The organism is Streptomyces mesophilus, from assembly GCF_040300965.1.
Taxonomy (GTDB): Bacteria; Actinomycetota; Actinomycetes; order Streptomycetales; family Streptomycetaceae; genus Streptomyces; species Streptomyces mesophilus_A.
The window spans coordinates 22,996-48,565 of sequence record NZ_JBEPEW010000033.1 but is presented as its reverse complement, the minus strand read 5'-3'; the positions used below and the strand labels follow the sequence as shown (position 1 = coordinate 48,565).

General features: G+C 71.6%; 23 protein-coding genes and 1 tRNA gene. 17 read left to right on the top strand and 7 right to left on the bottom strand.

Features of this window, described 5'->3' with window-relative positions; translation table 11 throughout:
* The first annotated feature begins 72 nt into the window (after window positions 1–72).
* Window positions 73–1,227, top strand: a complete 1,155-nt coding sequence (locus tag ABT367_RS14965; RefSeq protein WP_352253296.1) for a uroporphyrinogen-III synthase — start codon at window positions 73–75, stop codon at window positions 1,225–1,227.
* A 66-nt stretch (window positions 1,228–1,293) separates the two neighbouring features.
* Here ABT367_RS14965 and ABT367_RS14960 read toward each other — a convergent pair whose 3' ends face one another.
* The gene (locus tag ABT367_RS14960; RefSeq protein WP_352253294.1) at window positions 1,294–3,045 is read right to left on the bottom strand and encodes an ankyrin repeat domain-containing protein; all 1,752 of its coding nucleotides are present in this window, start codon (window positions 3,043–3,045) and stop codon (window positions 1,294–1,296) included.
* 51 nt (window positions 3,046–3,096) lie between these two features.
* Complete coding sequence (locus tag ABT367_RS14955) at window positions 3,097–3,633, bottom strand: DUF1772 domain-containing protein (RefSeq protein WP_352253292.1); 537 nt, start codon at window positions 3,631–3,633, stop codon at window positions 3,097–3,099.
* Between the two features lie 102 nt (window positions 3,634–3,735).
* On the opposite strand from ABT367_RS14955, the gene ABT367_RS14950 reads away from it, so the two are divergent.
* The 5 genes from ABT367_RS14950 to ABT367_RS14930 all read left to right on the top strand — a co-directional run bounded on the left by ABT367_RS14950 (window position 3,736) and on the right by ABT367_RS14930 (window position 9,001).
* Window positions 3,736–4,260: a GNAT family N-acetyltransferase gene (locus ABT367_RS14950; protein ID WP_352253290.1), complete on the top strand. Its 525-nt coding sequence runs from the start codon at window positions 3,736–3,738 to the stop codon at window positions 4,258–4,260.
* A 115-nt stretch (window positions 4,261–4,375) separates the two neighbouring features.
* A complete protein-coding gene (locus tag ABT367_RS14945) occupies window positions 4,376–4,957 on the top strand; it encodes a CGNR zinc finger domain-containing protein (protein WP_352253288.1) in 582 nt (193 codons plus the stop codon).
* Window positions 4,958–5,139: 182 nt separating this feature from the next.
* A complete protein-coding gene (locus tag ABT367_RS14940; RefSeq protein WP_165332245.1) occupies window positions 5,140–5,724 on the top strand; it encodes a sigma-70 family RNA polymerase sigma factor in 585 nt (194 codons plus the stop codon).
* Window positions 5,721–6,524: an anti-sigma factor family protein gene (locus tag ABT367_RS14935; protein ID WP_352253286.1), complete on the top strand. Its 804-nt coding sequence runs from the start codon at window positions 5,721–5,723 to the stop codon at window positions 6,522–6,524. The genes ABT367_RS14940 and ABT367_RS14935 overlap by 4 nt, the downstream gene beginning before the upstream one ends.
* A 113-nt stretch (window positions 6,525–6,637) precedes the next feature.
* Window positions 6,638–9,001, top strand: a complete 2,364-nt coding sequence (locus tag ABT367_RS14930) for a HelD family protein (protein ID WP_352253326.1) — start codon at window positions 6,638–6,640, stop codon at window positions 8,999–9,001.
* Between the two features lie 10 nt (window positions 9,002–9,011).
* Here ABT367_RS14930 and ABT367_RS14925 read toward each other — a convergent pair whose 3' ends face one another.
* Window positions 9,012–9,557: a TetR/AcrR family transcriptional regulator gene (locus ABT367_RS14925; RefSeq protein WP_352253284.1), complete on the bottom strand. Its 546-nt coding sequence runs from the start codon at window positions 9,555–9,557 to the stop codon at window positions 9,012–9,014.
* Between the two features lie 130 nt (window positions 9,558–9,687).
* Here ABT367_RS14925 and ABT367_RS14920 point away from each other — a divergent pair, with 130 nt between their 5' ends.
* From ABT367_RS14920 to ABT367_RS14910, 3 genes are all read left to right on the top strand, one after another.
* Entirely contained in the window at window positions 9,688–10,731 is a 1,044-nt protein-coding gene (locus tag ABT367_RS14920; RefSeq protein ID WP_352253282.1) for a medium chain dehydrogenase/reductase family protein, read from the top strand.
* Between the two features lie 457 nt (window positions 10,732–11,188).
* The gene (locus ABT367_RS14915; protein ID WP_352253280.1) at window positions 11,189–12,610 is read left to right on the top strand and encodes an NAD-dependent malic enzyme; all 1,422 of its coding nucleotides are present in this window, start codon (window positions 11,189–11,191) and stop codon (window positions 12,608–12,610) included.
* A gap of 399 nt (window positions 12,611–13,009) precedes the next feature.
* Complete coding sequence (locus tag ABT367_RS14910; protein ID WP_016645140.1) at window positions 13,010–13,291, top strand: HU family DNA-binding protein; 282 nt, start codon at window positions 13,010–13,012, stop codon at window positions 13,289–13,291.
* A gap of 94 nt (window positions 13,292–13,385) precedes the next feature.
* Here ABT367_RS14910 and ABT367_RS14905 read toward each other — a convergent pair whose 3' ends face one another.
* Both ABT367_RS14905 and murA read right to left on the bottom strand, forming a co-directional pair.
* Complete coding sequence (locus tag ABT367_RS14905) at window positions 13,386–14,021, bottom strand: HAD family hydrolase (RefSeq protein ID WP_352253279.1); 636 nt, start codon at window positions 14,019–14,021, stop codon at window positions 13,386–13,388.
* A 72-nt stretch (window positions 14,022–14,093) separates the two neighbouring features.
* Window positions 14,094–15,440: a UDP-N-acetylglucosamine 1-carboxyvinyltransferase gene (gene murA, locus ABT367_RS14900; protein ID WP_352253277.1), complete on the bottom strand. Its 1,347-nt coding sequence runs from the start codon at window positions 15,438–15,440 to the stop codon at window positions 14,094–14,096.
* Between the two features lie 269 nt (window positions 15,441–15,709).
* Here murA and ABT367_RS14895 point away from each other — a divergent pair, with 269 nt between their 5' ends.
* From ABT367_RS14895 to ABT367_RS14870, 6 genes are all read left to right on the top strand, one after another.
* Window positions 15,710–16,279 (top strand): YqgE/AlgH family protein, encoded by a 570-nt coding sequence (locus tag ABT367_RS14895; RefSeq protein ID WP_352253275.1) that lies wholly within the window; start codon window positions 15,710–15,712, stop codon window positions 16,277–16,279.
* Between the two features lie 74 nt (window positions 16,280–16,353).
* The gene (locus ABT367_RS14890) at window positions 16,354–16,650 is read left to right on the top strand and encodes a DUF3039 domain-containing protein (RefSeq protein WP_165332238.1); all 297 of its coding nucleotides are present in this window, start codon (window positions 16,354–16,356) and stop codon (window positions 16,648–16,650) included.
* Window positions 16,651–16,761: 111 nt separating this feature from the next.
* A complete protein-coding gene (locus tag ABT367_RS14885; protein ID WP_352253273.1) occupies window positions 16,762–18,405 on the top strand; it encodes a beta-N-acetylhexosaminidase in 1,644 nt (547 codons plus the stop codon).
* A gap of 277 nt (window positions 18,406–18,682) precedes the next feature.
* Window positions 18,683–19,570 carry an FAD binding domain-containing protein gene (locus ABT367_RS14880; RefSeq protein ID WP_352253271.1) on the top strand — a complete coding sequence of 296 codons (888 nt, stop codon included), beginning with the start codon at window positions 18,683–18,685 and terminating at the stop codon, window positions 19,568–19,570.
* On the top strand, window positions 19,567–21,120 hold the full coding sequence (locus tag ABT367_RS14875) for a 2Fe-2S iron-sulfur cluster-binding protein (RefSeq protein ID WP_352253269.1): 1,554 nt from the start codon (window positions 19,567–19,569) through the stop codon (window positions 21,118–21,120). The genes ABT367_RS14880 and ABT367_RS14875 overlap by 4 nt, the downstream gene beginning before the upstream one ends.
* A complete protein-coding gene (locus ABT367_RS14870) occupies window positions 21,117–23,402 on the top strand; it encodes a xanthine dehydrogenase family protein molybdopterin-binding subunit (RefSeq protein WP_352253267.1) in 2,286 nt (761 codons plus the stop codon). The genes ABT367_RS14875 and ABT367_RS14870 overlap by 4 nt, the downstream gene beginning before the upstream one ends.
* A 6-nt stretch (window positions 23,403–23,408) precedes the next feature.
* On the opposite strand, the gene ABT367_RS14865 is transcribed toward ABT367_RS14870, so the two are convergent.
* A complete protein-coding gene (locus tag ABT367_RS14865; protein ID WP_352253265.1) occupies window positions 23,409–23,879 on the bottom strand; it encodes a carboxymuconolactone decarboxylase family protein in 471 nt (156 codons plus the stop codon).
* Between the two features lie 160 nt (window positions 23,880–24,039).
* Between ABT367_RS14865 and ABT367_RS14860 the strand changes: the two genes are divergently transcribed.
* Window positions 24,040–24,669, top strand: coding sequence for a GNAT family N-acetyltransferase (locus ABT367_RS14860; protein ID WP_352253263.1), 630 nt, complete (start codon window positions 24,040–24,042; stop codon window positions 24,667–24,669).
* Complete coding sequence (locus tag ABT367_RS14855; RefSeq protein ID WP_352253261.1) at window positions 24,666–25,232, top strand: GNAT family N-acetyltransferase; 567 nt, start codon at window positions 24,666–24,668, stop codon at window positions 25,230–25,232. The genes ABT367_RS14860 and ABT367_RS14855 overlap by 4 nt, the downstream gene beginning before the upstream one ends.
* 59 nt (window positions 25,233–25,291) lie before the next feature.
* Here the strand turns inward: ABT367_RS14855 and ABT367_RS14850 are convergent.
* Window positions 25,292–25,363: transfer RNA gene (locus ABT367_RS14850), tRNA-Cys, on the bottom strand.
* Window positions 25,364–25,570 lie beyond the last annotated feature (207 nt).

The following is a 25,570-nucleotide window of genomic DNA, read 5'->3' as shown; positions in this document are numbered from 1 at the left end:
ACGGGGTGCGGTGGTGCACTCGGCCACCGCGCCTCGGGGCCACTGCGAGCTCAGCGAAGCGGGACGACAGCCATGGGAAACAACACGAAGCCCCACGCGACCGGGCAGCCGCTCGCCGGATTCACCGTCGGCGTGACGGCGGCCCGGCGCGCCGACGAACTGGGCGCGCTCCTCGAACGCCGCGGCGCGAACGTGCTGCACGCGCCCGCGCTGCGGATCGTGCCGCTCGCCGACGACAGCGAACTGCTCGCGGCGACCAAGGAGTTGATCGACCACGCGCCCGACGTGGTGGTCGCGACCACCGCGATCGGCTTCCGCGGCTGGGTCGAGGCGGCCGACGGCTGGGGCATCGGCGAGGACCTCCTGTCCCGGCTGCGCGGTGTGGAACTCCTCGCGCGCGGGCCCAAGGTGAAGGGCGCCATCCGGGCGGCCGGGCTCACCGAGTCCTGGTCACCGGCGTCCGAGTCGATGGCCGAGGTGCTCGACCGGCTGCTCGACGAGGGCGTCGCGGGCCGCCGTGTCGCGCTGCAACTGCACGGCGAACCCCTGCCGGGCTTCATCGAGGCGCTGCGGGCGGGTGGCGCCGAGGTGGTGGGCGTACCGGTGTACCGGTGGATGCCGCCGGAGGACCTGACGCCGGTGGACCGGCTCCTGGACGCCGTACTGGCGCGCGGCGTGGACGCGTTGACGTTCACCAGCGCGCCGGCCGCGGCCTCGCTCCTGACCCGCGCGGCCGAGCGCGGCCAGGAGGCGGACCTGCTCGCCGCCCTCGAACACGAGGTGCTCCCGGCCTGCGTCGGCCCGGTCACCGCCCTGCCCCTGCAGGCCCAGGGCGTGACCACGGTCTCGCCGGAGCGCTTCCGGCTCGGCCCCCTGGTCCAGCTCCTGTGCGTCGAACTCCCGGCCCGCTCCCGTACGTTGCCCATCGCCGGCCACCAGCTCCAGATCCGCGGCCACGCCGCCCTGGTCGACGGCGACCTGCGCCCGGTCCCGCCGGCGGGCATGGCCCTCCTGCGCGCCCTGGCGCGGCGCCCGGGCTGGGTGGTGTCCCGGGCGGACCTGCTGCGGGCGCTCCCGGGCGCGGGCCGCGACGAGCACGCCGTGGAGACGGCGATGGCGCGGCTGCGGGCGGCGCTCGGGGTGCCGAAGGTGATCCAGACGGTGGTGAAGCGGGGGTACCGGCTGGCGCTGGATCCGGCTTCGGATGCGAAGTACGGGGACGGGTAGGGCGGTTGAGGCCCTGGTGCGGCTCGCCCCCGACCAAGGCCCGCCTTCGGTCGGGGAAGCCCTGCGTCAGTCCTGCAGGTGTTCGGGGAGCCGCACCCACCGCCGAGGTGCGTAGCGGTCCACCGCCGCCCGGCCGTCCGTGATGCGCATGCCGGCCTGACCACAGGCGTACGCGAGAGTGTCGGCGCCGTACGGGAAGGAGCCGCGCTGCCGGAAGCGGAAGTGCCACGCCGCCTCCGGCTCCGGTCCGTACGGTGTGGAGCCGATCTCCCCGCCGTCCACGAACCGACCGTCGCGGGCCAGAGTGCCGAAGTTCCCTCCCTTGGGGTTGTAGTAGATCCCGTAGGCGGTGGTGCCCGCGGAGACCGCCTCGAGGAGTTCGCCGCGGTTGGGGAGATACCCGTCCTGCGTGATCACGCAGCCGCCCGGTTCTCCGGGCACACCCAGCACGCCGACGTAGCGCAGGGACTCCTCGTAGTCGTCCTCGTCGAACGGGGCACCCTCGATGTCCGCCCGGGGGCAGTCGGCGGGGTCGGCCCCGAGCCGCCGGATCACCTCGTCCTCGTCCAGGCCCCGTACGAAGGCGATCCCGAGCCCCTCGGTCCACAGCCGCTCCGTGCCGAAGGCCGCGATCAGTTCGTCCGCCGCACGGAAGGCCGCCGCCTCCTCGGCGGACAGTGGCTGTGCTCCGGGCAGGTCCGCGACCAGCGGGGCGAGCGGCGGGGTGCTCAGGAGCAGCCGGCCCGGTGACCAGGGGCCGAGCTGCGGGGTCCAGACATCGGCTCCGGCGTCGAGCAGCGCGCGGATGACCTCTTCACGCCCGCCGTATACGGCATGCCAGAGCGGTGTGTGCCCGTCGTCGTCGCGGACGTCGGGATCCGCGCCGTACGACAGGAGCAGGACGACCGCTGCAGCCGTACGTTGCGCGGCAGCCAGGTGCAGGGGAGCGGTGCCCGGCCAGCCGACCTTGGTGTCGAGGGCCGCACCGGCGTCCAGCCGGGCCCGGAGCAGAGTCGTATCTGCCCAGTCCTGTGCGCGAAGCTGCTCCCAGTCGGGCCTGGGGACCGCACGTTGGCGCGCCTCCTCCCGGCTGCGCAGCTCTTGCAGCTCCCCGTCCGAAAGCGGCGGCGCCAGGAAGTTCGGCGGCCCGCCCATCTCCATGGTCACGAAGGCCGACGGCTCGACGGCGTCCGGCGGTTCGAGCCCCGGCCACACCTCGACGGCCTGCGCGGCCGCGTCCCGCAGGGCCGCCGTATCCACGGCCGTACGGGTCTCGGGAATCTCCTCGTCCGGCCACTCGACCACCAACTGCGTTTCCCCCGGTGGTAGAAGCTCCGGCAGATACAGGTCGACATCGGTCTTGAAGAGGGACCGCCGCGAAGACTGCATCCCCGGATCCAGCGGGATCAGACCGAACGCCTGCGGGGAGGACGCGTGCTGCCGGCGTCCCTCGCCGTCGGTGTACCAGACGTCCCGCGTCCCCATGCCGTCCAGCGACGTCACCCGCCGCCCGTCCGCCAGCAGCACCCCCACCCGCAGCCCTGACTTCCGCGCCCGGCCCGAGCTCTGCCACCGGGTCCTGCGGAACACCGAAAGATGCAGCGTCACACTCCCCGGCCACACCGACCACCCGGTGACGATCACGCGGGTCTCCGGCCCTGCACCCACCACCCCCAGCTGCGGCACCACCGCAGGCGCGAACCGGTCCACCGGCGGCCCGTACCGCCCCTCGTCCTCACCCGGCGGCCCGAGCCGGACCAGGGCGGTGCGCTCGGGGGCCGGCTCCTCGGGGAGCACCAGATCGTCGAAGAATCCCATGAGTTGATCGTGGCAGGAGGGTCTGACAATCCGCGGCGAGGCCGGGAGCCCTCACGCGGCCCGCCGCCCCAGCACCACCATCGCCCGGCTCAGGCACACCACGGCGGCCACGTTCAGCACACCCCGTACCGCGTTCCACATCACCCACGGGTCCTCGAAGTCCTCGCGCACCGCCCGGGACGAGGCGATCTTCGCCGGGTCGCCCGCCGCCGCGAGCTGGTCGTTGAGCGGGACGCTCGCGCCCGAGGTGACCGCGATCACCGCCACGTACAGCAGAAGTCCGGCCAGGACCCAGCGCAGCAGCGGGCGGTTCCGGCGCACGCGCCACGCGACCGCCGCCGGCAGCAGGAGCGCGCCGAACATGGCCAGGAAGAACACCGGGTTCTGGATGACCTCGTTGATGTCCTGCATCACCGAGATGAAGGTCCGGTCGTCGGCTCTGCCGAGCGCGCCCATCACCGAGGTGGCGTATGCGAACCACACCCCGGCCATCAGCCCGCTCAGCACTACGGCCGCGATCAGCAGTACGCCGTCGGCGCCGCGGTGCGCCCTGCCTGTGGATGCGGTCGGTCCCGTGATCGTTGTCATGGCCCCAAGTCAAGCCGTTGGCCGATCAGTTGACCATGGGTGTGCCGCTCGGTGGCATACGTGAGGGTCCACGCCCGGCCGCGACCGTTGTACGGTGCGCCGATGATCGATGAGAAGTTCGAGATCCGGCCCGCGACGCCGGACGACGCCGCCGCCCTCGTCGCGGCGCATCTGCGGAACAAGGAGCACCTGCGGTCCACCGACCCCGCGCGCTCCGACGCGTTCTACACCGTCGAGGGGCAGATCGCCCGGATGAACGAGCACGGGACCGCCCGCTGGATCATCACCGACGGTGACAAGGTGATCGGCCGCGCAGACCTCTCCGGGATCGTGCTCGGGCCCTTCCGTACCGCCTGTCTCGGGTACTGGGTGGACGGCGAGTACCTCGGCCGCGGACTCGCCGTGAAGGCCGCCGAGGCGATGCTCGCGCACGCCAAGGACGACCTCGGGCTGCATCGCGTCGAGGCCTCCACCCTCACCGACAACGAAGCCTCCCAGCGCGTCCTCACCAAGTGCGGCTTCGAGAAGATCGGGTTCGCACCCACGTATCTGCACATCAACGGCGCTTGGCGGGACCACTTCATCTTCCAGCGGATCCTGCACGACGACCCGCCGCCGCTCTCGTAAAGCCGCGCGGCCCGTGCGGGGGTCTTCCGGCGGCGCGCCCCGCCGGGCACTCTGTGAGGGAATCACCGGCAAACCGGAATCACCGGCAACCCCCCCACAAGGCGGTGACAGGCGCATGGTGGCGAGTACGGCCGCGTACGAGCCGCGGTTCGACGCCGGGCGGGTCGGTCTCGACCTGCTCGCCACGTCCCACCCGGAGGAACGGCTCGACGGCGCCGAGGCGTTGGGGGAGTGGCTGAGAAGCGCGGGACTCGTCCCGGCCGGGGCCCGGCTTCCGGGTATCGGTCTCGACTGCGTGCACCGCTTCCGTCAACTGCGCCAGGACATAGCCCAGTTGGTACGGGGTGCGCCGACGCTCGACGGAGAGCCGTTCACCGCCGCCCTCGCCCGGATCAACGAGGCCGCCGCCGCCCCGCCGCCCGCGCCCCGCGCCGTCCCCGCCGAGGACGGCCGTCTCGTACGGGTCCTGCACGCCGAACCCGACTGCGGGTCCCTGCTCGCCGTGATCGCCCGCGACGTCGTGGAGCTGCTCACCGATCCCGTCGCCGCCGCGCGGATCCGCCAGTGCGAGGGCGACAACTGCCCCCGGATCTACCTCGATACGTCACGCGGCCGCCGGCGCCGCTGGTGCTCGAGCGAGGTCTGCGGCAACCGGGAGAGAGTGGCCCGGCACCGGCGCCGTATGGCCGTGACCTGAGCGCGCGTCCGAGCGCGGACGTGAGCAGAAGCAGTCACGTCAGGCTCCTGAACGACCAGTCAGGAAAAAGTTTCCGGACCCGTTGAACACGCGGCCCGCCCACCGCGTAACTCCCCTGTGAGCGAAGCAGTGGACGAAGCAGCAGGGGCAGCCCCGTCGACCAGGGGACACCGGAGGCAGGCGTGCGCAAGGATTCCGCAGTGGCCGACGAACGACCTCCGCGGGCCAGGCACCGGGTGCCCCCGCCCTCGGAACGACCCACGCCGGACGAGGAGTTGATGCGCGCGCTCTACCGTGAGCACGCGGGTCCGCTGCTCGCCTATGTGCTGCGCCTTGTCGCCGGGGACCGCCAGCGCGCCGAGGACGTGGTGCAGGAGACGCTGATCCGCGCGTGGAAGAACGCCGGGCAGCTCGACCGTGCCACCGGCTCGGTCCGCCCCTGGCTGGTGACGGTCGCGCGGCGTATCGTCATCGACGGACACCGCAGCCGGCAGGCCCGGCCGCAGGAGGTCGACCCGGCCCCCCTGGAGGTCATCCCCGCGGAGGATGAGATCGACAAGGCGCTTTGGCTGATGACACTTTCGGACGCGCTCGACGATCTGACCCCCGCGCACCGGGAGGTCCTCGTGGAGACGTATTTCAAGGGACGTACGGTCAATGAAGCGGCCGAGGTGCTCGGAATACCCAGCGGCACCGTCCGTTCCCGGGTGTTCTACGCGCTTCGTTCGATGAAGCTGGCGCTTCAGGAGCGGGGGGTGTCGGCATGAGCGGCTACTACGGACCCGACATGCAGGGCATGCACGAGACACCCGACATCCACGAGAGCGTCGGCGCCTACGCGCTCGGCATCCTGGACGACGCCGAGGCCGCCGCTTTCGAGACGCATCTGGCCGGCTGCCCCTACTGCGCGGCCCAGCTGGACGAACTGTCCGGCATGGAGCCGATGCTCGCCGCGCTCGCGGACCTGCCGCAGCAGCCGGGCCGTTCGTCGGTGAGAGGGGTCGGGGACCAGCTCGCCGCGCAGCCGAGCCGGCGACTGCTCGACAACCTGGTCGGCGAGGTCGCCCAGAAGCGCGCGCAGAAGCGGCGGCGCGGCTTCTATCTGGTGGCCGCCGCGGCCGCGTTGATCATCGGGGGCCCGCTGACGGTGATCGCCGTCAACGACACGGGCACGACGACCACTCCGCACGCCCACTCGACCAGTCCGGCCGAGGACGCCTTCTTCCACCACATGGACACCAAGCTCACGGCGACCGACGCGACCACGGACGTGACGGCGACCGTCGGCATCGAGAAGAAGGGCTGGGGCACCCACACCGTCCTCGAACTGAAGAACGTCAAGGGCCCGCTCAAGTGCTCGCTGATCGCGGTCGGCAAGGACGGCGAGGAGGAGACGGTCACCTCCTGGGCCGTGCCCGAGCAGGGCTACGGCATCGAGGGCAGCACGGACAAGTGGGCCGGCAAACCGCTGTACGTCCACGGCGGTGCGGCCCTGAACCCGGACGAGATCGACCATTTCGAGGTTCGTACCTTCGAGGGCAAGAAGCTCGTCGATGTGAAGGCATAGTGCGCACAGGGCTCCCCTTCGATTACGGTGGACGGCTGCTCATATCGAGCAGCAGCACGTAGAAGGGGACCTCGGTGGCCGACGTCAATGCCGCCTCGCCGTCCGGCACGAGAGTGCCGGCCGGTCCACAGGAGCCGTCAGGCACGCAGGAGCCTCCGGGTACCCGGGAACGCGAGCTCGGCATCGAGCAGCGCCACCTCGACCGGGTCTACGCACGGCTCGAGGAGAAGATCCACGAGGCCGAGTTCCTGATGCAGGACGCGGCCAAGCGCTCCCAGGTGGGCACGCCCGGCGCGCTCGCCGAGCGCGACGCGCAGGTCTACCGCGCGGGCATCCACCTGAACCGGCTGAACAACGAGTTCGAGGACTTCCTCTTCGGCCGGATCGACCTGCTGCTCGGCAAGGACGGCAAGAAGGGCCCGGACGGCGCGTACACCTCGGTCGAGCCGGCCGAGGACGCGGTGCGTGCGGACAACACCGCCGATATCGCCGAGACCCTGCACATCGGCCGGATCGGCGTGCTCGACACGGACTACTCGCCGCTGGTCATCGACTGGCGCGCGCCCGCCGCCGCGCCCTTCTACCGCTCCACGCCGGTCGACCCCGGCCGGGTCGTACGCCGCCGTGTCATCCGCTCCAAGGGCCGCCAGGTGCTCGGCGTCGAGGACGACCTGATGCGCCCCGAACTCACCGCGTACCTGGGCGGCGAGCAGCTCGCGGTCCTCGGCGACGGCGCCCTGATGGCCGCGCTCGGGCAGGCCCGCAGCCACTCGATGCGCGACATCGTGGCCTCCATCCAGGCCGAGCAGGACCTCGTCATCCGCGCCCCCGCCGCCTCCGTCACGTACGTGGAAGGCGGCCCCGGCACCGGCAAGACGGCGGTCGCGCTGCACCGCGCCGCGTACCTCCTCTACCAGGACCGCCGCCGCTATGCGGGCGGCATCCTGATCGTCTCCCCGACCCCGCTGCTCGTCGCGTACACCGAAGGCGTCCTCCCCTCGCTCGGCGAGGAGGGCCAGGTCGCGATCCGCGCGGTCGGCTCCCTGGTCGACGGCGTGGAGGCGACGCTGTACGACGACCCGGCCGTCGCCCGGGTCAAGGGCGCCTCCCGGATGCTGAAGGTGCTGCGCAAGGCGGCCCGCGGGGTACTGGACGTGCCGCCTCCTGCCGGTGGTCAGCTGTCCTTCGGCGAGGACGACGAAGACGCCGTACGGGAAGCAGGCGCCCCGGTCCGCACCGACCTCCTGCGCGTGGTGGCCTTCGGCCGCCGCCTCGAACTGGACGCCGACGAACTGCGCCGTATCCGCCAGATCGCCCTCGGCGGCACCGCCCCCGTCAACCTGCTCCGCCCGCGCGCCCGCAAGCTGCTGCTCGACGCTCTGTGGGCCAAGTCGGGTGCCGCGGGCCGGCACACGGACCCGGAGCTCGCGGCCGAACTGCGCTCCTCCTTCGACGAGGACATCACCGACGAGGACTCCTTCCTCGCGTTCCTCGACGCCTGGTGGCCGGAGCTGACCCCGCGCAAGGTCCTCGAAGCGATGGCGGACGAGCGGCGCCTGGGCCGCTGGGGCCGCCGGGTCCTCAACCCCGGCGAGGTCCGCAAGGTAGCCCGCTCGCTGCGCCGCGACGGTTTCACCGTCCACGACGTGGCGCTGCTCGACGAGCTGAACTCGATCCTCGGCACGCCCGCCCGCCCCAGGCGCAAGCGTGAAATGGACCCGCTGGACCAGCTCAGCGGTCTGGAAGAGCTGATGCCGCAGCGCGAGGAGACCCAGCGCGAGCGTGCCGAACGCCTTGCCCAGGAGCGGGTCGAGTACGCGCACGTCATCGTCGACGAGGCGCAGGACCTGACTCCGATGCAGTGGCGGATGGTCGGCCGCCGCGGCCGGCACGCGACCTGGACGGTGGTCGGCGACCCGGCCCAGTCCTCGTGGTCGGAGCCGGACGACGCGGCCGCCGCGCGCGACGAGGCGCTCGGCACGCGTCCGCGCCGCCGCTTCGAGCTGACCGTCAACTACCGCAATCCGTCCGAGATCGCGGACCTCGCGGCCCGGGTCCTGGCCCTCGCCATGCCGGGGATGCCCTCGCCGAAGGCCGTACGGTCCACGGGCCTCGAGCCGCGTTTCGCCGTCGTACGGGACGGCCTCGGCGCGACCGTACGGGCGGAGGCCGCCCGGCTGCTCGAACAGGTCGACGGCACCATCGGCGTCGTGGTCGCCATGCGCCGCCGCGACGAGGCGGCGCGCTGGCTCGCGGACCTGGGCGACCGTGTGGTGGCGCTCGGCTCCCTGGAGGCCAAGGGCCTGGAGTACGACGCGACGGTCGTGGTCTCCCCGGCGGAGATCGCCGACGAGTCCCCGGCCGGACTGCGCGTCCTGTACGTGGCGCTCACGCGCGCGACGCAGCAGCTGACGGTGGTCTCGGCGACAGGGGACGCACCGGACGCGGCCGGGGTGCCGGACCTGCTGCGGGACTGATTTCCGGTCCTTACCCCAGCGACTCCACCTCGGACTCGAAGAGCGCGGCCGGGTCCACCGGCATCCCTGAGAAGTGCCCTGCCAGCTCCAGCGAGAGCAACCCGTGCAGACGGGTCCAGGCGCGCAGGGCACGGGACTCCGCATCGGGACCCGCCTTCGCGCATGCCGTGACCAGGCGGTCCATGATCCGTTGCGCCGTCTCGCGGGTGTCCTCCGGCGCGTGGTACCCGGGCACCGGCGTCCCGTACATCAGGAAGTACCGCTGGCGGTCGGCCAGTGCCCACGCCCTCAGCGCCCCGGCAAGGGCGGCCACATCGGCCTCGCCCACGGCGGCGACCGCCGTCTCCAGCGACCCGTACCCCTCCCGGATCAGTTCGGTGATCAGCTCGTCGCGTGAGGCGAAGTACCGGTAGAGCGCCGGGCCCGTCATGCCCAGCTGCTTGGCGATCGCGTTCAGCGACAGGCCGGGCGCGCCCGACGCGGCGATCTGCTCCCAGGCCTTCTCCATGGCCTCGGCCCGTACTTGCGCCCGGTAGCGCTCCCGCGGTGTCGTCATGCGTTAGACCCTATCACTGAAGTTATTGACTCCAGCTCTTCGAGTGGGTTACAACTTATAACGAAAGCTAGAGCGGCTTCCGAGTTCGCCGAGCCATCGGCGCAGACGTGATCAAGAAGGCGGGCACCCCATGAACACCGCAGACACCACGCAGCAGCTCACCGAGATCGTTCTCCCGGGCAAGGTCGAGCCCGAGGGGCTCGAGCTCCGCCGGCGGCCGGTCCCCGCACCCGGCCCGGGTCAGATCCTCGTCACGGTCGAGGCCACCGGCGTCTCCTTCGCCGAGCAGCAGATGCGCCGCGGCCGGTACTTCGACCAGCCGGCGTTCCCCTTCGTGCCGGGTTACGACCTCGTGGGCCGCGTGACGGCCGTCGGATCCGGCGTACCGCACGGGCTCGAAGGGCAGCGGATCGCCGCCCTCACCAAGATCGGCGCCTGGTCCAGCCATGTCGTCCTCGACGCCGAGGACGTCGTGCCCGTGCCCGACGGTCCGAGCGCCGCCGAGGCCGAGACCGCGGTCCTGAACGGGATCACCGCCTGGCAGATGCTGCACCGCAAGGCGCGGGTGCGCAGGGGGCGGACGATCCTCGTGCACGGCGCCAACGGCGGGGTCGGCACGCTCCTCGTCCAGCTCGCCCGCGCCGCAGGCGCCCGGGTCATCGGCACCGCCTCCGCCCGCCACCACGAGGCCCTGCGCGCCCAGGGCGTGGAGCCCGTCGACTACCGCACCGAGGACGTCCCGGCCCGCGTCCGCGAGCTCGCGCCCGGCGGCGTGGACGCCGTCTTCGATCACGTCGGCGGCCGGAGCGTCGTCGACTCCTGGCGGCTGCTCGCGCCCGGCGGCACGCTCGTCGCGTACGGGAGCGCCGCGACCCTCGACGACGAGGGGCCCAAGATGCGGCCCTTCCTGAAGCTCCTTGCCCGGGTGTGGCTCTGGCAGGCGCTGCCCAACGGCCGGCGGGCGTACTTCTACAACGTCTGGGCCGGAAAGGCGCTCGGCGAGAAGCGCTTCCGGCGGCGGCTGCACGCGGATCTGGCCCAGGTGCTCGACGCCCTGCGGCGCGGCGAGATCACGGCCACGGTCGCCGCCGAACTCCCGCTCTCCGCGGCCGCCGACGCCCTGCGCCTGGCTGAGTCCCGCGCCGTGGCCGGCAAGATCGTCCTGGTGCCCTGAGCCGCCGGCGTCCCGGTGTCCGGGTCATGGGTGCCCTGGCGCCCTGAGCCATTGGCGTACGCCCGGAACGTATCGCCTGGTACGGGAATTGCCTTGCGGGGATCGTTTGTTACCTTGGACGTGGCACCGGCTCGATCCAAGCCCCCGGGCCCAACCTTCGTCGCTACGAGCGACCACTTGCCGCGAGGCGAGCATGGCGGGTCGGTGTCATTGAGCTTCACAAAGGTCCACGCCCTTCGGGGCGTGGACCTTTTTGTATGTAGCCACAGAGTCGATACGTGCCCCCTGAAAGGGTTTCGCCCCGAGCCGCACTTCTCGTATGGTGGAACTGGTTTTCCGAAATCACACCCTGTCCACGAGCAAAACGTTCTAAACCCGGGACGGCTACCTCGTACCGGCAGGTAGGTGCGACGATCGGATGACGCACGCGATGTACAGGTGAAAGAGAGAAGTCGGCATGGCAACGGCGCCCAGCGTCTCCTACTCGATGACGGTCCGACTCGAGGTGCCCGCGAGCGGAACCGCCGTCTCGCAGCTCACCACGGCCGTCGAATCCTCCGGTGGCTCCGTCACCGGCCTGGACGTGACCGCTTCGGGCCACGAGAAGCTCCGGATCGACGTCACCATCGCGGCGACCTCCACCGCGCACGCCGACGAGATCGTCGAGGAGCTGCGCGGCATCGAGGGCGTCACCCTCGGCAAGGTCTCGGACCGTACGTTCCTGATGCACCTCGGCGGCAAGATCGAGATGCAGTCGAAGCACCCCATCCGCAACCGTGACGACCTCTCGATGGTCTACACGCCGGGTGTGGCGCGCGTCTGCATGGCGATCGCCGAGAACCCGGAGGACGCCCGGCGCCTGACCATCAAGCGCAACACCGTTGCGGTCGTGACGGACGGCTCCGCCGTCCTCGGCCTCGGCAACATCGGCCCGATGGCCGCCATGCCAGTCATGGAGGGCAAGGCGGCCCTCTTCAAGCGCTTCGCCGACATCGATGCCTGGCCGATCTGCCTGGACACCCAGGACACCGACGAGATCGTGCAGATCGTCAAGGCGATCGCCCCCGGCTTCGCGGGCATCAACCTCGAGGACATCTCCGCGCCGCGCTGCTTCGAGATCGAGGCCCGGCTGCGCGAGGCCCTCGACATCCCGGTCTTCCACGACGACCAGCACGGCACCGCCATCGTGGTGCTCGCCGCCCTGACCAACGCCCTTCGTGTGGTGGGCAAGTCGATCGGCGATGTGCGCGTGGTCATGTCGGGCGCGGGCGCCGCCGGCACCGCGATCCTCAAGCTCCTTCTCGCGGCCGGCGTCAAGCACGCCGTCGTCGCCGACATCCACGGTGTGGTGCACGCGGACCGCGCCGACCTGGTCGACGCCGCCGCCGACTCGCCGCTGCGCTGGATCGCCGACAACACCAACCCCGAGGGCGTCACCGGCACGCTCAAGGAAGCGGTCGTCGGCTCGGACGTGTTCATCGGTGTCTCCGCGCCCAACGTCCTTGACGGCAACGACGTGGCCGCCATGGCGGACGACGCGATCGTGTTCGCGCTTGCGAACCCGGACCCCGAGGTCGACCCGTCAATCGCCCGGCAGACCGCGGGAGTTGTCGCCACCGGCCGTTCGGACTTCCCGAACCAGATCAACAACGTCCTGGTGTTCCCGGGTGTGTTCCGCGGTCTGCTCGACGCCCAGTCGCGCACCGTCAACACGGAGATGATGCTCGCGGCGGCGACGGCCCTTGCCGATGTGGTCTCGGAGGACGAGCTGAACCCGAACTACATCATCCCCAGCGTCTTCAACGACAAGGTCGCGGGCGCGGTGGCCGGCGCGGTGCGCAACGCGGCGAAGGCGGCGGGCGCGGCGCCCTCGGCGTGATGTGACCCGAACCACGGCCTGAATAGCGGCGCGTCGTGGAACGCGACGTGCACGGACGCGCTCTAGGGTTGCGGCGGAAACCACGCCCTCATGCCCTACGGTGCTTCGCCGGGAGCCGACGGAGCGTCACCATTTCGGGGCACGTTGCCTACGATGGGCGCTTTTCGTGTGACTGCGCTACCCATAACGGGGCGGCGGATTGGCTTTCCCGCCGGAGGTGGGGGCAGGATGCTTCCCCAAGGGCTTAGTCCGAGGGGCACCCCCACGGGCGCGAGGGTCCGGCTGGCGGACCCGGGTCACGGGACCGCCGAGGGCCCTGGCAGCATCGGCTTCGCTGTGCCCGACAGGCTTTGCCGCGTGGCACCGCCTCAACAGCAAGAAGAACACGGGAGTAACAACATGAACCGCAGTGAGCTGGTGGCCGCGCTGGCCGACCGCGCCGAGGTGACTCGCAAGGACGCCGACGCCGTGCTGGCCGCGTTCGCCGAGACCGTCGGCGAGATCGTCGCCAAGGGCGACGAGAAGGTCACCATCCCCGGCTTCCTCACCTTCGAGCGCACCCACCGTGCCGCTCGTACTGCCCGCAACCCGCAGACCGGTGAGCCGATCAACATCCCCGCCGGTTACAGCGTGAAGGTTTCCGCGGGCTCGAAGCTCAAGGAAGCGGCCAAGGGTAAGTAAGTCCTTGTCTCGCGAAGGGGCCACCGGACCTGTTCCGGTGGCCCCTTCGGCGTTCCCGCCCTCTGCACCCCCCGGATGCCAGGCATTTGGGTGTCTAGAAGGCGACCTCCGTCAGGGACCGTACGAAGGTCGTGCGCGGGCTCTCGGGGATGCCCGGGACGGTGGGGACCGCCAGGAGGCGGCAGCCGGCCGACAGGGCCGCTGACGCGCCTGTCGGGGTGTCCTCCACGGCGAGGCAGGAGGCCGGGTCGGCGCCCAGGGTCGCGGCGGCGTTCAAGTACGGGTCAGGGAACGGCTTCCCGCGCTCCGACTCACCCTCCGCGAAGGACGCGTCGAAGCGGTGGCGGCCGAGGGTCGCCAGGACCAGGTCCGCCACATGGCGCTCCGACGAGGTCACAAGGGCGGTGGGGACGCCCAGTTCCCGCGCCCGGTCCAGCAGCGCGAGCGCGCCCGGCTGCACCGTCACACCGGCCGCCACGGCCTGTGTGAAGGCCTTGTCCAGCGTCCGGGCCACTTCTTCCCGCGGGCGCGCGGTGAGTTGATCCCGTACGAGGAGATCCGCGGCGACCGCGATCGTCGCGCCCGCGAACGGGGCGAGCAGGGACGCGGGGGCCGGCCTGTCCTCGGCGGCGAGGAATTCCCGTACGACATCGAGCCAGGCGTGCTCGGTGTCCACGAGGGTGCCGTCCATGTCGCACAGGAGGGCTGCGGGGCGGGGGAGCGTGACCAAGGGGACCTCCACGACGGAACCGGGGCGGCGCCAACTGAATGGCGCCGCCCCGGAAACGTACAAGCAGAAGATCTAGACGAGCGCACCGCCCGGCAGTTCGACCTTCGCGCCGAGCTCCATGAGCTTCTCCATGAAGTTCTCGTAGCCGCGGTTGATCAGGTCGATGCCGTGCACGCGGGACGTGCCCTGCGCGGCGAGCGCCGCGATCAGGTACGAGAAGCCGCCGCGCAGGTCGGGGATCACGAGGTCCGCGCCCTGGAGTTTCGTCGGGCCCGAAACCACCGCGGAGTGCAGGAAGTTGCGCTGTCCGAAGCGGCAGTCGGAGCCGCCGAGGCACTCGCGGTAGAGCTGGATGTGGGCACCCATCTGGTTCAGCGCGGAGGTGAAGCCGAGCCGCGACTCGTACACCGTCTCGTGGACGATGGACAGGCCAGCGGCCTGCGTGAGCGCGACGACCAGCGGCTGCTGCCAGTCGGTCTGGAAGCCCGGGTGGACGTCCGTCTCGAGAGCTATGGCGTTGAGCGAGCCGCCCGGGTGCCAGAAGCGGATGCCCTCGTCGTCGATCTCGAAGGCGCCGCCGACCTTCCGGTACGTGTTGAGGAAGGTCATCATCGTGCGCTGCTGTGCGCCGCGCACGTAGATGTTGCCCTCGGTCGCCAGCGCGGCCGACGCCCAGGACGCGGCCTCCAGACGGTCGGAGAGCGCCTTGTGGTTGTAGCCGCCGAGGCGGTCGACACCGGTGATCCGGATGGTCCGGTCGGTGTCCATCGCGATGATCGCGCCCATCTTCTGCAGCACGCAGATGAGGTCCTCGATCTCCGGTTCCACGGCCGCGTTGGAGAGTTCGGTGACGCCCTCGGCCAGTACGGCCGTCAGGAGCACCTGTTCGGTCGCTCCCACGGACGGGTAGGGCAGTGAGATCTTGCAGCCGCGCAGCCGCTGCGGTGCCTCCAGGTACTGGCCGTCGGCGCGCTTCTCGATGGTCGCGCCGAACTGGCGGAGCACCTCGAAGTGGAAGTCGATCGGCCGGCCGCCGATGTCGCAGCCGCCGAGGCCCGGGATGAAGGCGTGGCCGAGGCGGTGCAGAAGCGGGCCGCAGAGCAGGATCGGGATACGGGAGGAACCGGCGTGCGCGTCGATGTCCGCGACGTTCGCGCTCTCGACGTGCGAGGGGTCCATCACGAGTTCGCCCGGCTCGTCGCCGGGGCGGACGGTCACACCGTGCAGCTGCAGCAGGCCACGCACCACGCGGACATCGCGGATGTCGGGCACGTTGCGCAGCCGGCTCGGCTCGTGGCCGAGCAGCGCGGCGACCATCGCCTTGGGCACGAGGTTCTTAGCTCCGCGGACACGGATCTCGCCCTCGAGCGGGGTGCCGCCGTGGACAAGGAGTACGTCGTCGGTGCCGTTGACGGTCATGTATCTCGCGTTCCGATGAGTCGGGCAGGGGGGTCCGAAGGTGCAAGCGTAATGGCCGTGCACCCCTGTTCCGGAAGCCCGAAGGGGCTTCAGAACCGTCATGAGTTCGCCACAACACGAGCGGTGGCTTCGCAGTTGCGTACGGTCACCGGATCGCGGACCGGTGTGTGAGGGTGCCCGGTCGGCGCGGCGCCCTGCTCACCACCGGATATGGGGCTGTGACGTCCGCGTCTGTCCACCGCGGCCGAATATGCGGGATCATGTCGACCATGACCGAGGTGTCCTCGCTCACAGGGCGGTTGCTCGTGGCCACCCCCGCCCTGGCGGACCCGAACTTCGACCGCGCGGTCGTCCTCCTGCTCGACCACGACGAGAAGGGTTCGCTCGGCGTGGTCCTCAACCGGCCCACGCCCGTGGGTGTCGGCGATGTCCTCGAAGGGTGGGCGGAGCTCGCCGGTGAGCCCGGTGTCGTCTTCCAGGGCGGACCCGTCTCGCTCGATTCGGCGCTCGGTGTGGCCGTCATCCCCGGTGATTCCACGGAGCGGGCGCCGCTCGGCTGGCGCCGGGTGCACGGTGCGATCGGGCTCGTGGACCTGGAGGCCCCGCCGGAACTGCTCGCGGCCGCCCTCGGCTCGCTGCGGATCTTCGCCGGGTATTCGGGCTGGGGCCCGGGCCAGCTGGAGGACGAGCTGGCCGACGGCGCCTGGTACGTGGTGGAGTCCGAGCCCGGGGACGTCTCCTCGCCGGTGCCGGAGAACCTGTGGCGCGCGGTGCTGCGGCGCCAGCGCAGCGAGTTGGCCATGATCGCGACATATCCGGACGATCCCTCTCTTAACTGAAGAGGATGTCCTTCGGGTGCGGTGTGGGCCGACGCCCGGCCGCCTTTGCCCTGAGCCTTCGGTAGCCTTTGGATATGAGCACTCTCGAGCCCGAGCGCGGCACAGGTACGGGGACCCTCGTAGAGCCGACACCCCAGGTGTCGCACGGCGACGGTGACCATGAGCGCTATGCCCACTACGTCCAGAAGGACAAGATCATGGCGAGCGCGCTCGACGGCACCCCCGTCGTCGCGCTCTGCGGCAAGGTCTGGGTACCGGGCCGCGACCCGAAGAAGTATCCGGTGTGCCCCCTGTGCAAGGAGATCTACGAGTCCATGGGGGACAGCGGCGGCAAGGACGGCAAGGACGGCAAGGGCGGCGGCAAGAAGTAGCCCGCCCGCTCCGTCGGGCCGTACGGCTCCGGTGTGTGCTCGGGCGCGCGCCGGGGCCGGTTCTTTTTTCAGCCTCGTTGTCTATGCCACCTACGTGACAGGGTCGTGACCATGACGACTCCTGACGAACTGCCGCCCCTCGTACCGCTTCCGAGTACCTATGAGTGGACCACCGGCGGCACGTATCCGCTCGGCGCCGCATCCACCCTGTGCGCCGGCCCCGGCACCCGAGGTGTCGCATGCTGGCTGCGCGCCACTGTCGGGGCGGCCACCGGTCTGCCGCTCGACCCCGGGCCGGAACGCGGTGACATCGCACTGCGCATCGATGCCGAACTGGCCCCCGAGGCCTACCGCTTGACCGTGCGGTCCGGCAACGGCGTACGGATCGAGGGCGGCAGCGCGGCCGGGGTGTTCTGGGGTGCGCAGACCCTGCGGCAGCTGCTCGGGCCCGAGGCGTTCCGCCGTGCGCCCGGCGCCGGGCGCGAGGAGTGGGGGATACCGGAGGTCCTCGTCGAGGACGCACCCCGCTTCGGCTGGCGCGGCATGATGCTCGACGTGGCACGGCACTTCATGCCCAAGGACGGCGTACTGCGGTACCTCGATCTGATGGCCGCGCACAAGCTCAACGTGTTCCACCTCCATCTCACCGACGACCAGGGCTGGCGCGTCGAGATCAAGCGCCACCCGCGCCTGACCGAGGTCGGCTCGTGGCGCTCGCGCACCAAGCACGGGCACCGCGCCTCGCCGCTGTGGGAGGACAGGCCGCACGGCGGGTTCTACACGCAGGACGACATCCGCGAGATCGTCGCGTACGCGCGGGAGCGGCACATCCGGATCGTCCCCGAGATCGACATCCCCGGGCACTCGCAGGCCGCGATCGCCGCGTATCCCGAACTCGGCAACCGCGATGTCGTGGACACCGCGGCGCTGGGCGTCTGGGACACCTGGGGAGTCAATCCGAACGTGCTCGCGCCGTCCGAGGACGTGCTGCGGTTCTACGAAGGGGTCTTCGAGGAACTGCTCGGCCTCTTCCCCGAGGACGTCTCGCCCTTCGTGCACATCGGCGGCGACGAGTGCCCCAAGGAGCAGTGGAAGCAGTCCGCGTTCGCGCAGGAGCGGATGCGGGAGCTGGGGCTCAAGGACGAGGACGAGCTGCAGTCGTGGTTCATCCGGCACTTCGACCAGTGGCTCGCTCACAAGGGCCGGCGGCTCATCGGCTGGGACGAGATCCTCGAAGGCGGGCTCGCCGAGGGTGCGGCGGTGTCCAGCTGGCGCGGGCACGCGGGCGGGATCGCGGCCGCGCAGGCGGGACACGATGTCGTCATGTGCCCCGAGCAGCAGGTGTACTTGGACCACCGGCAGGACGGCGGCGCGGACGAGCCGGTGCCGATCGGATACGTACGGACGCTCGAGGACGTGTACCGCTTCGAGCCCGTGCCGCCGCAGCTGTCCGCCGGCGAGGCCGCGCATGTGCTCGGGACGCAGGCGAATCTGTGGACCGAGGTCATGGAGAACGCGGCGCGCGTCGACTACCAGGCGTTTCCCCGGCTTTCGGCCTTCGCCGAGGTGGCCTGGAGTGAGCTCGGGCCGTCGGGGGAGCGTGACTTCGCCGGGTTCGAGCGGCGAATGACCGCTCACTACGCCCGACTTGAGGCGCTCGGCGTCGACTTCAGGCCGCCCGGTGGCCCGTTGCCGTGGCAGCGGCGACCCGGTGTGCTCGGACGCCCGATCGAGGGGGCGCCCCCAAACGTGTGAGGTGTGCACGACCCATGTGTCCCAGGGGTGCGGCCCTGGGAGCGTGGGCGTCCGGTGGCGCGAGCGCGCCGTGAGCGGCCAGAAGCGCTGGTCGGCAATGGCGCCTGAAATCCGGGCATTACGTGAATTCCCGTGCGAAAGGGTCCTAGTGGACCCCACCGTCGGCGGGTACGGAAGATGTGCCAGAGTTGCCACGTCCGGCCTGTGAGCACGTACCGTACGGCGCAACAGACACACCACGGCCTCATGAGTCGGGCACGGGAAGGGGCAGCCGGTCTTGACCACGCACGCACCGCAGGTGGCGCAGTCCGTGACGTTGCCGACCTCGCTCGACGAGGCGGTCGCGGCACTCTCCGCCATGCCCGCCGCCGTGCCCGTGGCCGGCGGCACCGATCTGATGGCCTCGGTGAACAAGGGGCAGCTGAGGCCCGCCGGTCTGGTCGGACTCGGGAAGATCAACGAGATCCGCGGCTGGCAGTACCAGGACGGCCACGCGCTGCTCGGCGCGGGACTCACCCACGCCCGCATGGGCCGCCCCGACTTCGCCGCCCTGATCCCCGCCCTTGCCGCCGCCGCGCGTGCGGCCGGGCCGCCCACGATCCGTAACGCCGGGACGCTCGGCGGCAACATCGCCACCGCCGCCCCGACCGGTGACTCGCTGCCCGTCCTCGCCGCGCTCGAGGCCGACCTGATCGTCGCGGGACCCGGTGGCGCGCGCCGTGAGGTGCCCGTCTCGCATCTGCTCGCGGGGATGGAGCGGCTGCGCGGCGGTGAACTCATCGGCTACGTACGGATTCCGCTCCTGCACGCCCCGCAGGTCTACCTGAAGGCGACCGGCCGCACCGGCCCCGGACGCGCTCTCGCCTCCGTCGCCCTCGTGCTCGACCCCGCGCGTCGCGGGGTGCGGTGTGCGGTGGGTGCGGTCGCGCCGATGCCGCTGCGTCCGCTCGAGGCCGAGCGCTGGGTCGCCTCCCTGATCGACTGGGACGCCGACCGTGCGCTTGCACCCGAGGCGCTGCACGCCTTCGGTGACTATGTCGCCGCGGCCTGCATCCCCGACCAGGCGCCGGACGGCACCCCGCAGGAACTGCCGCCCGCCGTCCAGCAGCTCAGGCGCACGGTTTCCGTGCTGGCGCGGCGGGCACTGGGGAGGGCGCTGGCATGAGCGGTACGGAAGGCAACGGCGCTCCCGGTTACGGGGACGGGTACGGAAGCGGCGGACAGGTGAGCAACGGGCAGCAGGGCGAGGGCTCGTACGGGAACGGTGCGCACGGCTCGTACGGGGACGATGCGCACGGGTACGGGAACGATGCGCACGGCTCGTATGGGCACGGCGGCTGGCAGCCCACGAGCCAGGGCGAGTACGACGGCGACGCGACGGCCTTCGTCGCCCTGCCCGAGGGCTTCGCGGACGCGCCGCTCGCGGCGCCCGGCGGCAGCTTCGTACCGCCGCAGATCTCGGTCGTGCCGGGTGCCGCCGCCGATCCGGCGGCCACCGGGACCTTCGTGATCCCTTCGCTGGTGCCGCAGATGGGCACGGAGCCCGTCTCCGCTCCCGAGCCCGCCCCCGCGCCCGTCCAGTGGCCCGAGCCGAACGCGCCCCAGCAGCCCGCGCCGCAGCACGAGGCGGGCATGACCGGGCAGTGGTCGTTCACGGAGGCGGCCGCCCAGGCGGCGCCCGAGCCCGGTCCTTCGCAGGTCACCGGGCAGTGGTCGATTCCGCTGGCCCAAGGTGATCTTCCGGATGAATCGGGCGAGTTCACCTCTTCCTCGCTGGTCGACCAGTGGGCGGACCGCGCACCCGCGACCCTGCCGGGCGGTGCTCCGGCGCCGTGGGCCCAGGCCGTGCCGCAGGACGCTCCGCAGCCTGCTTCGCAGGACGCCTCGCAGGACGCCTCGCAGGACGCTTCGCAGAACGGGGAGCCGGCCGCGCACGACGAGCCCGCCGCCCCCGAAGCGATGCCGGCCGCGGAACAGCCCGCGGAAGCGGACGTGAGGCAGCGGGACGCACAGCCGGACCCCGCCGCCGACGAGCCGTCCGCGCAGGACGCGCAGGACGCCGCCGAGGTCACCCCGGACGACGGCGGGCAGCCGGACGGGTCCGAGCCCGCCGCCGCTGTCTCCGCCTTCGGCGACGAACACCCCCTCTCCTCCTACGTGCTGCGTGTGAACGGCGCCGACCGCCCCGTCACCGACGCCTGGATCGGCGAATCGCTGCTCTACGTGCTGCGCGAGCGCCTCGGCCTCGCCGGCGCCAAGGACGGCTGCTCGCAGGGCGAGTGCGGCGCGTGCGCGGTGCAGGTCGACGGCCGCCTCGTGGCCTCCTGTCTCGTGCCCGCCGCGACGGCCGCGGGCAGTGAGGTACGTACGGTCGAAGGCCTCGCCGACGAAGGACAGCCATCCGACGTGCAGCGGGCGCTCGCCGCGAGCTGCGCCGTGCAGTGCGGCTTCTGCGTGCCGGGCATGGCGATGACCGTGCACGACCTGCTCGAAGGCAATCCGCAGCCGACCGAACGCGAGGCCCGCCAGGCGCTGTGCGGCAACCTCTGCCGCTGCTCCGGCTACAAGGGCGTACTCGAAGCGGTCAAGGACGTGGTCGCCGAGCGGCAGTCGGCCGTCCCTGAGGACGAAACCGACGATCAGGCACGTATCCCGCACCAGGCGCCCCCGGGTGCCGGTGGCGTCACCTACTCGCAGGGCGGAGGCCGGGCGTGAGCAACGAGACGGTCACCGCACCCGCCGCCGAGGAGAAGAGCCACGGCCTCGGTGCCTCGCTGGCGCCCGCGGACGCGCGGGCGAAGACGGAGGGCACGTTCCCGTACGCCTCCGACCTGTGGGCCGAGGGCCTGCTGTGGGCCGCGATCCTGCGCTCCCCGCACCCGCACGCGCGGATCACCTCCATCGACACCTCGGGCGCCGAGCAGATGCCGGGCGTGCACGCGGTCGTGACGCACAAGGACGTGCCCGGTGACGCCGCGCACGGGCGGCGGATCGCGGACCGTCCCGTCTTCGCCTCCGAGCTCGTACGCCACCACGGCGAGCCCATCGCCGCCGTGGCCGCGGACCACCCGGACACCGCACGCATGGCCGCCGCCGCGATCGTCGTCGAGTACGAGGTGCTCGAACCGGTCACGGACCCGGAACAGGCCTTCGCCGCCGAGCCGTTGCACCCCGACGGCAATCTAATCCGGCATATCCCGCTGCAGTACGGGGACGCCGAGGCGAGCGGCGAGGTGATCGTCGAAGGCCTCTACCGCATCGGCCGCCAGGACCCCGCCCCCATCGGCGCCGAGGCGGGCCTCGCGGTACCGCGCCCGGACGGTGGCGTGGAGCTCTACGTGGCCTCCACCGACCCGCACTCCGACCGCGATCTGGCCGCCGCCTGCTACGGCCTGGAGCCCGACCGCGTGAAGGTCGTCGTCACGGGTGTGCCCGGCGCGACCGCCGACCGCGAGGACCCCGGCTTCCAACTCCCGCTCGGGCTGCTCGCGTTGAAGACCGGCTGCCCGGTCAAGCTCACCGCGACCCGCGAGGAGTCCTTCCTCGGCCACGCCCACCGGCACCCGACGCTGCTGCGCTACCGCCACCACGCGGACGCCGAGGGCCGCCTGGTCAAGGTCGAGGCGCAGATCCTGCTCGACGCGGGCGCCTACGCGGACGCGTCCTCCGAATCGCTCGCCGCGGCCGTGGCCTTCGCCTGCGGTCCGTACGTCGTGCCGCACGCCTTCATCGAGGGCTGGGCGGTGCGCACCAACAACCCGCCCTCCGGGCACGTGCGGGGTGAGGGCGCGCTCCAGGTCTGCGCCGCGTACGAGGCGCAGATGGACAAGCTGGCCGCGAAGCTGGGCGTGGACCCGGCGGAGCTGCGGCTGCGCAATGTGATGGCGACGGGCGACATCCTGCCCACGGGGCAGACGGTGACCTGCCCTGCCCCGGTCGCCGAACTCCTGCGCGCCGTAAGGGACTTCGACCTCCCGCCGCTCCCCAAGGACACCTCGGAAGAGGAGTGGATCCTCCCCGGCGGCCCCGAGGGCGCGGGCGAACCGGGCGCGGTGCGCCGCGGCGTCGGCTACGCGCTCGGCATGGTGCACATGCTCGGCGCGGAAGGCGCGGACGAGGTATCGACCGCGACCGTGAAGGTCCAGGACGGCGTCGCGACCGTGATCTGCGCGGCCGTCGAAACCGGCCAGGGCTTCTCCACCCTCGCCCGTCAGATCGTCCAGGAGACCCTGGGCATCGAAGAGGTCCACGTCGCCGCTGTCGACACCGACCAGCCGCCCGCGGGCGCGGGCTGCCGCAGCCGTCATACGTGGGTCTCCGGCGGAGCCGTCGAACGCGCCGCGAAGATGGTCCGCACCCAGCTACTGCAGCCCCTGGCCGCCAAGTTCGGCATGTCCACGGAGCTGCTCCAGATCGCCGACGGCAAGATCACCTCGTACGACGGTGTCCTGTCCACGACCGTCACCGAGGCGATGGACGGCAAGGAACTCTGGGCCACCGCCCAGTGCCGCCCGCACCCCACCGAGCCGCTGGACGAGACGGGCCAGGGCGACGCCTTCGTGGGCCTTGCCTTCTGCGCCATCCGCGCGGTGGTCGACGTGGACGTGGAGCTCGGCTCCATCCGCGTCGTCGAGCTCGCCGTGGCCCAGGACGTCGGCCGTGTGCTCAACCCCGCCCAGCTGGCGGCCCGCATCGAAGCGGGCGTGACCCAGGGCGTCGGCGCGGCGCTGACGGAGAACCTCCGCACCCCGCGCGGCGTGGTCCGCCATCCGGACCTGACGGGCTACGCACTGCCGACCGCCCTGGACGCGCCCGATATCCGCATCGTCAAGCTCGTCGAGGAGCGCGACGTGGTGGCCCCCTTCGGCGCCAAGGCCGCCTCGGCGGTCCCGGTGGTCACGGCGCCGGCGGCGGTCGCGGGAGCCGTACGGGCGGCCACGGGCCGCCCGGTGAACCGGCTGCCGATCAGGCCGCAGGCGGCGGTGGCCTCCTCCTGAGTCCGGTCAGAACTGCCCGACCACGTACGACCCGGCCGGGTTCCGGACCGTCACATTGAGGCGGTTCATCGCGTTCATCAGGGCGATCAGCGAGACCAGGCCCGCCAGTTCGTCCTCCGTGTAGTACTTGGCCGCGTGAGCCCACGCCTCGTCCGAGACGCCGCCCGCCGCGTCCGCGATGCGGGTTGCCTGCTCCGCGAGTTCCAGGGCGGCGCGTTCCGCGTCCGTGTACACCGTGGCCTCGCGCCAGGCCGGGACCAGGTTGATACGGACCGCGTCCTCGCCCTCGTGCGCCAGGTGCTTGGTGTGGATGTCGACGCACATCGCGCAGCCGTTGATCTGGCTGACCCGCAGCGAGACGAGCTCCTGGAGGGAGGTCGGCAGCGACGAGTCGGTGAGGACCTTGCCCGCGGAGACCAGGTACTTGAGGTGCTTCGCGGCGAGTTCGTTGGTGAAGAGGTTCAGTCGTGCGGTCATGGCGGGCTCCTCGTATGCGGTGGTGTGAGCTGCTGACAACCACGAGATGCCGCCGGGTCCGAAGCTGTGACAGGGCAGTTGATGTGACCCGGCTCACCCGTGCGGGAGCGCACGTATGCTCCGTAGCAGAAACAGGCTCTGAGCTGAGGGAGGGGCCCGCGTGACTGTCGTGAGCGGGGATGCCGTGGTCGTCGAAGGGGACGGGCTCGTGCTGCGGGAATGGCGTGACGACGACGTCGACGCCATGGTGAAGATCTTCGACAACGACGACGTCGCCCGGTTCACGCCCCTTCCCGTGCCCTTCGGTGCTGCGCAGGCCGAGGCGCATCTGGCGACCGCACGCGAGAAGCGCGCGGCCGGCACCCGGCTGCGGTTCGCGGTCACCACCGACGGCGGACTGCCGCTCGGCGAGGTCATGGTGAACCTGGAGGACGGCACCCTCGGCTACGCGATCGGGCCCGAGCACCGCGGCCGCGGCCTGGCCGTACGGGCCACGCGGCTGCTCACCTCGTACGCGCATGAGGAGTTGGGGCTGCGCGAGCTCAGGCTGCAGATCGACGAGGACAACCTCGCGAGCCGGGCCGTCGCGACCGCGACCGGTTACCGGATGGTCGAGGACGAGGCCGAGTGGATCGAGTCCGACGGGCGGCGGGTGCTGCTCACCAGCTGGCTGCACGAGGACACCGCCGACCGGCCGCACGGCCACGCCGCCGACCGGCCGCACGACCACACTGTCGACCGGCCGCACGCGGCCATCGCCGACCGGTCGTCGCATGAGGACACCGCTTGATACTCCGTGAACTGCGCACGCCCCGGCTGAGGTTGCTGCCGGTGAAGGCCGAGTACGCCGCCGAGATGGCGCGGGTGCTCGGGGATCCCGCGCTGCACACGTTCATCGGGGGCGCGCCCGAGGACGAGGGGGAGCTGCGGGCGCGGTACGAGCGGTGGGCGGCCGGTTCCCCGGACCCGCAGGTGACCTGGTGCAACTGGGTGGTCGAACTCTGCGCCCAGCGGCGGTTCGTGGGGGCGGTGCAGGCGACGGTCGGTCCCGCGCCGGCGCATCTGTCGGGTTACGCGGAGGACTCCCGTATCGCCGAGATCGCCTGGACCGTGGGCACCCCGTGGCAGGGGCGGGGCATCGCGCGGGAGGCGGCCTGCGCGCTGGTGGCGGCGCTGGCGCAGGAACCCGTCGAGCGCATCGCCGCCGTGATCGCCCATGTGCACCCGGATCATCACGCCTCCGCGGCGGTCGCCGCGGCTGCCGGGCTCGTCTCCACGGATGTCGTGCACGACGGGGAGATCATGTGGCGGCTCGAGCTGTCGGAGACTGGGGCGGGCTCGAGACAGTCGTGAGTACGGCGGGTCCCCGGGTGCTGAACACCAGGGTCCCGCCGTACGCGCTGCCGCACCGGAGGCCGTGGCGGGAATCGAACCCGCGTTACTTGCTTTGCAGGCAAGTCCCTGAACCACTCGGGCACACGGCCGTGTTGATGTGCTCGACGGTAGGCGGGCGTCGGACCGTGGCCAAGGGAACGGCGGGGGCCGCAATACGACTGCCATGCCGCGTTCACGCTCCGGCGCGGCTTCGGGACCGCCGCGGCGCCGCTCCGGGACCGCCGCGGCGCGGCTTCGGGACCGCCGCGGCGCGGCTTCGGGGCGTAGGACCAACGGACGAGGAAGGTCCCGTCCCT

Excerpts from the sequence above, each read along its gene's own strand:
- ABT367_RS14920 (WP_352253282.1), top strand. The coding sequence starts at position 9,688 with ATGAACACCGCAGACACCACGCAGCAGCTCACCGAGATCGTTCTCCCG.
- ABT367_RS14865 (WP_352253265.1), bottom strand. The coding sequence starts at position 23,879 with ATGACCGCACGACTGAACCTCTTCACCAACGAACTCGCCGCGAAGCAC.
- ABT367_RS14960 (WP_352253294.1), bottom strand. The coding sequence starts at position 3,045 with ATGGGATTCTTCGACGATCTGGTGCTCCCCGAGGAGCCGGCCCCCGAG.
- ABT367_RS14915 (WP_352253280.1), top strand. The coding sequence starts at position 11,189 with ATGGCAACGGCGCCCAGCGTCTCCTACTCGATGACGGTCCGACTCGAG.
- ABT367_RS14910 (WP_016645140.1), top strand. The coding sequence starts at position 13,010 with ATGAACCGCAGTGAGCTGGTGGCCGCGCTGGCCGACCGCGCCGAGGTG.
- ABT367_RS14945 (WP_352253288.1), top strand. The coding sequence starts at position 4,376 with ATGGTGGCGAGTACGGCCGCGTACGAGCCGCGGTTCGACGCCGGGCGG.
- murA (WP_352253277.1), bottom strand. The coding sequence starts at position 15,440 with ATGACCGTCAACGGCACCGACGACGTACTCCTTGTCCACGGCGGCACC.
- ABT367_RS14895 (WP_352253275.1), top strand. The coding sequence starts at position 15,710 with ATGACCGAGGTGTCCTCGCTCACAGGGCGGTTGCTCGTGGCCACCCCC.
- ABT367_RS14935 (WP_352253286.1), top strand. The coding sequence starts at position 5,721 with ATGAGCGGCTACTACGGACCCGACATGCAGGGCATGCACGAGACACCC.
- ABT367_RS14875 (WP_352253269.1), top strand. The coding sequence starts at position 19,567 with ATGAGCGGTACGGAAGGCAACGGCGCTCCCGGTTACGGGGACGGGTAC.
- ABT367_RS14890 (WP_165332238.1), top strand. The coding sequence starts at position 16,354 with ATGAGCACTCTCGAGCCCGAGCGCGGCACAGGTACGGGGACCCTCGTA.
- ABT367_RS14885 (WP_352253273.1), top strand. The coding sequence starts at position 16,762 with ATGACGACTCCTGACGAACTGCCGCCCCTCGTACCGCTTCCGAGTACC.
- ABT367_RS14925 (WP_352253284.1), bottom strand. The coding sequence starts at position 9,557 with ATGACGACACCGCGGGAGCGCTACCGGGCGCAAGTACGGGCCGAGGCC.
- ABT367_RS14950 (WP_352253290.1), top strand. The coding sequence starts at position 3,736 with ATGATCGATGAGAAGTTCGAGATCCGGCCCGCGACGCCGGACGACGCC.
- ABT367_RS14965 (WP_352253296.1), top strand. The coding sequence starts at position 73 with ATGGGAAACAACACGAAGCCCCACGCGACCGGGCAGCCGCTCGCCGGA.
- ABT367_RS14955 (WP_352253292.1), bottom strand. The coding sequence starts at position 3,633 with ATGACAACGATCACGGGACCGACCGCATCCACAGGCAGGGCGCACCGC.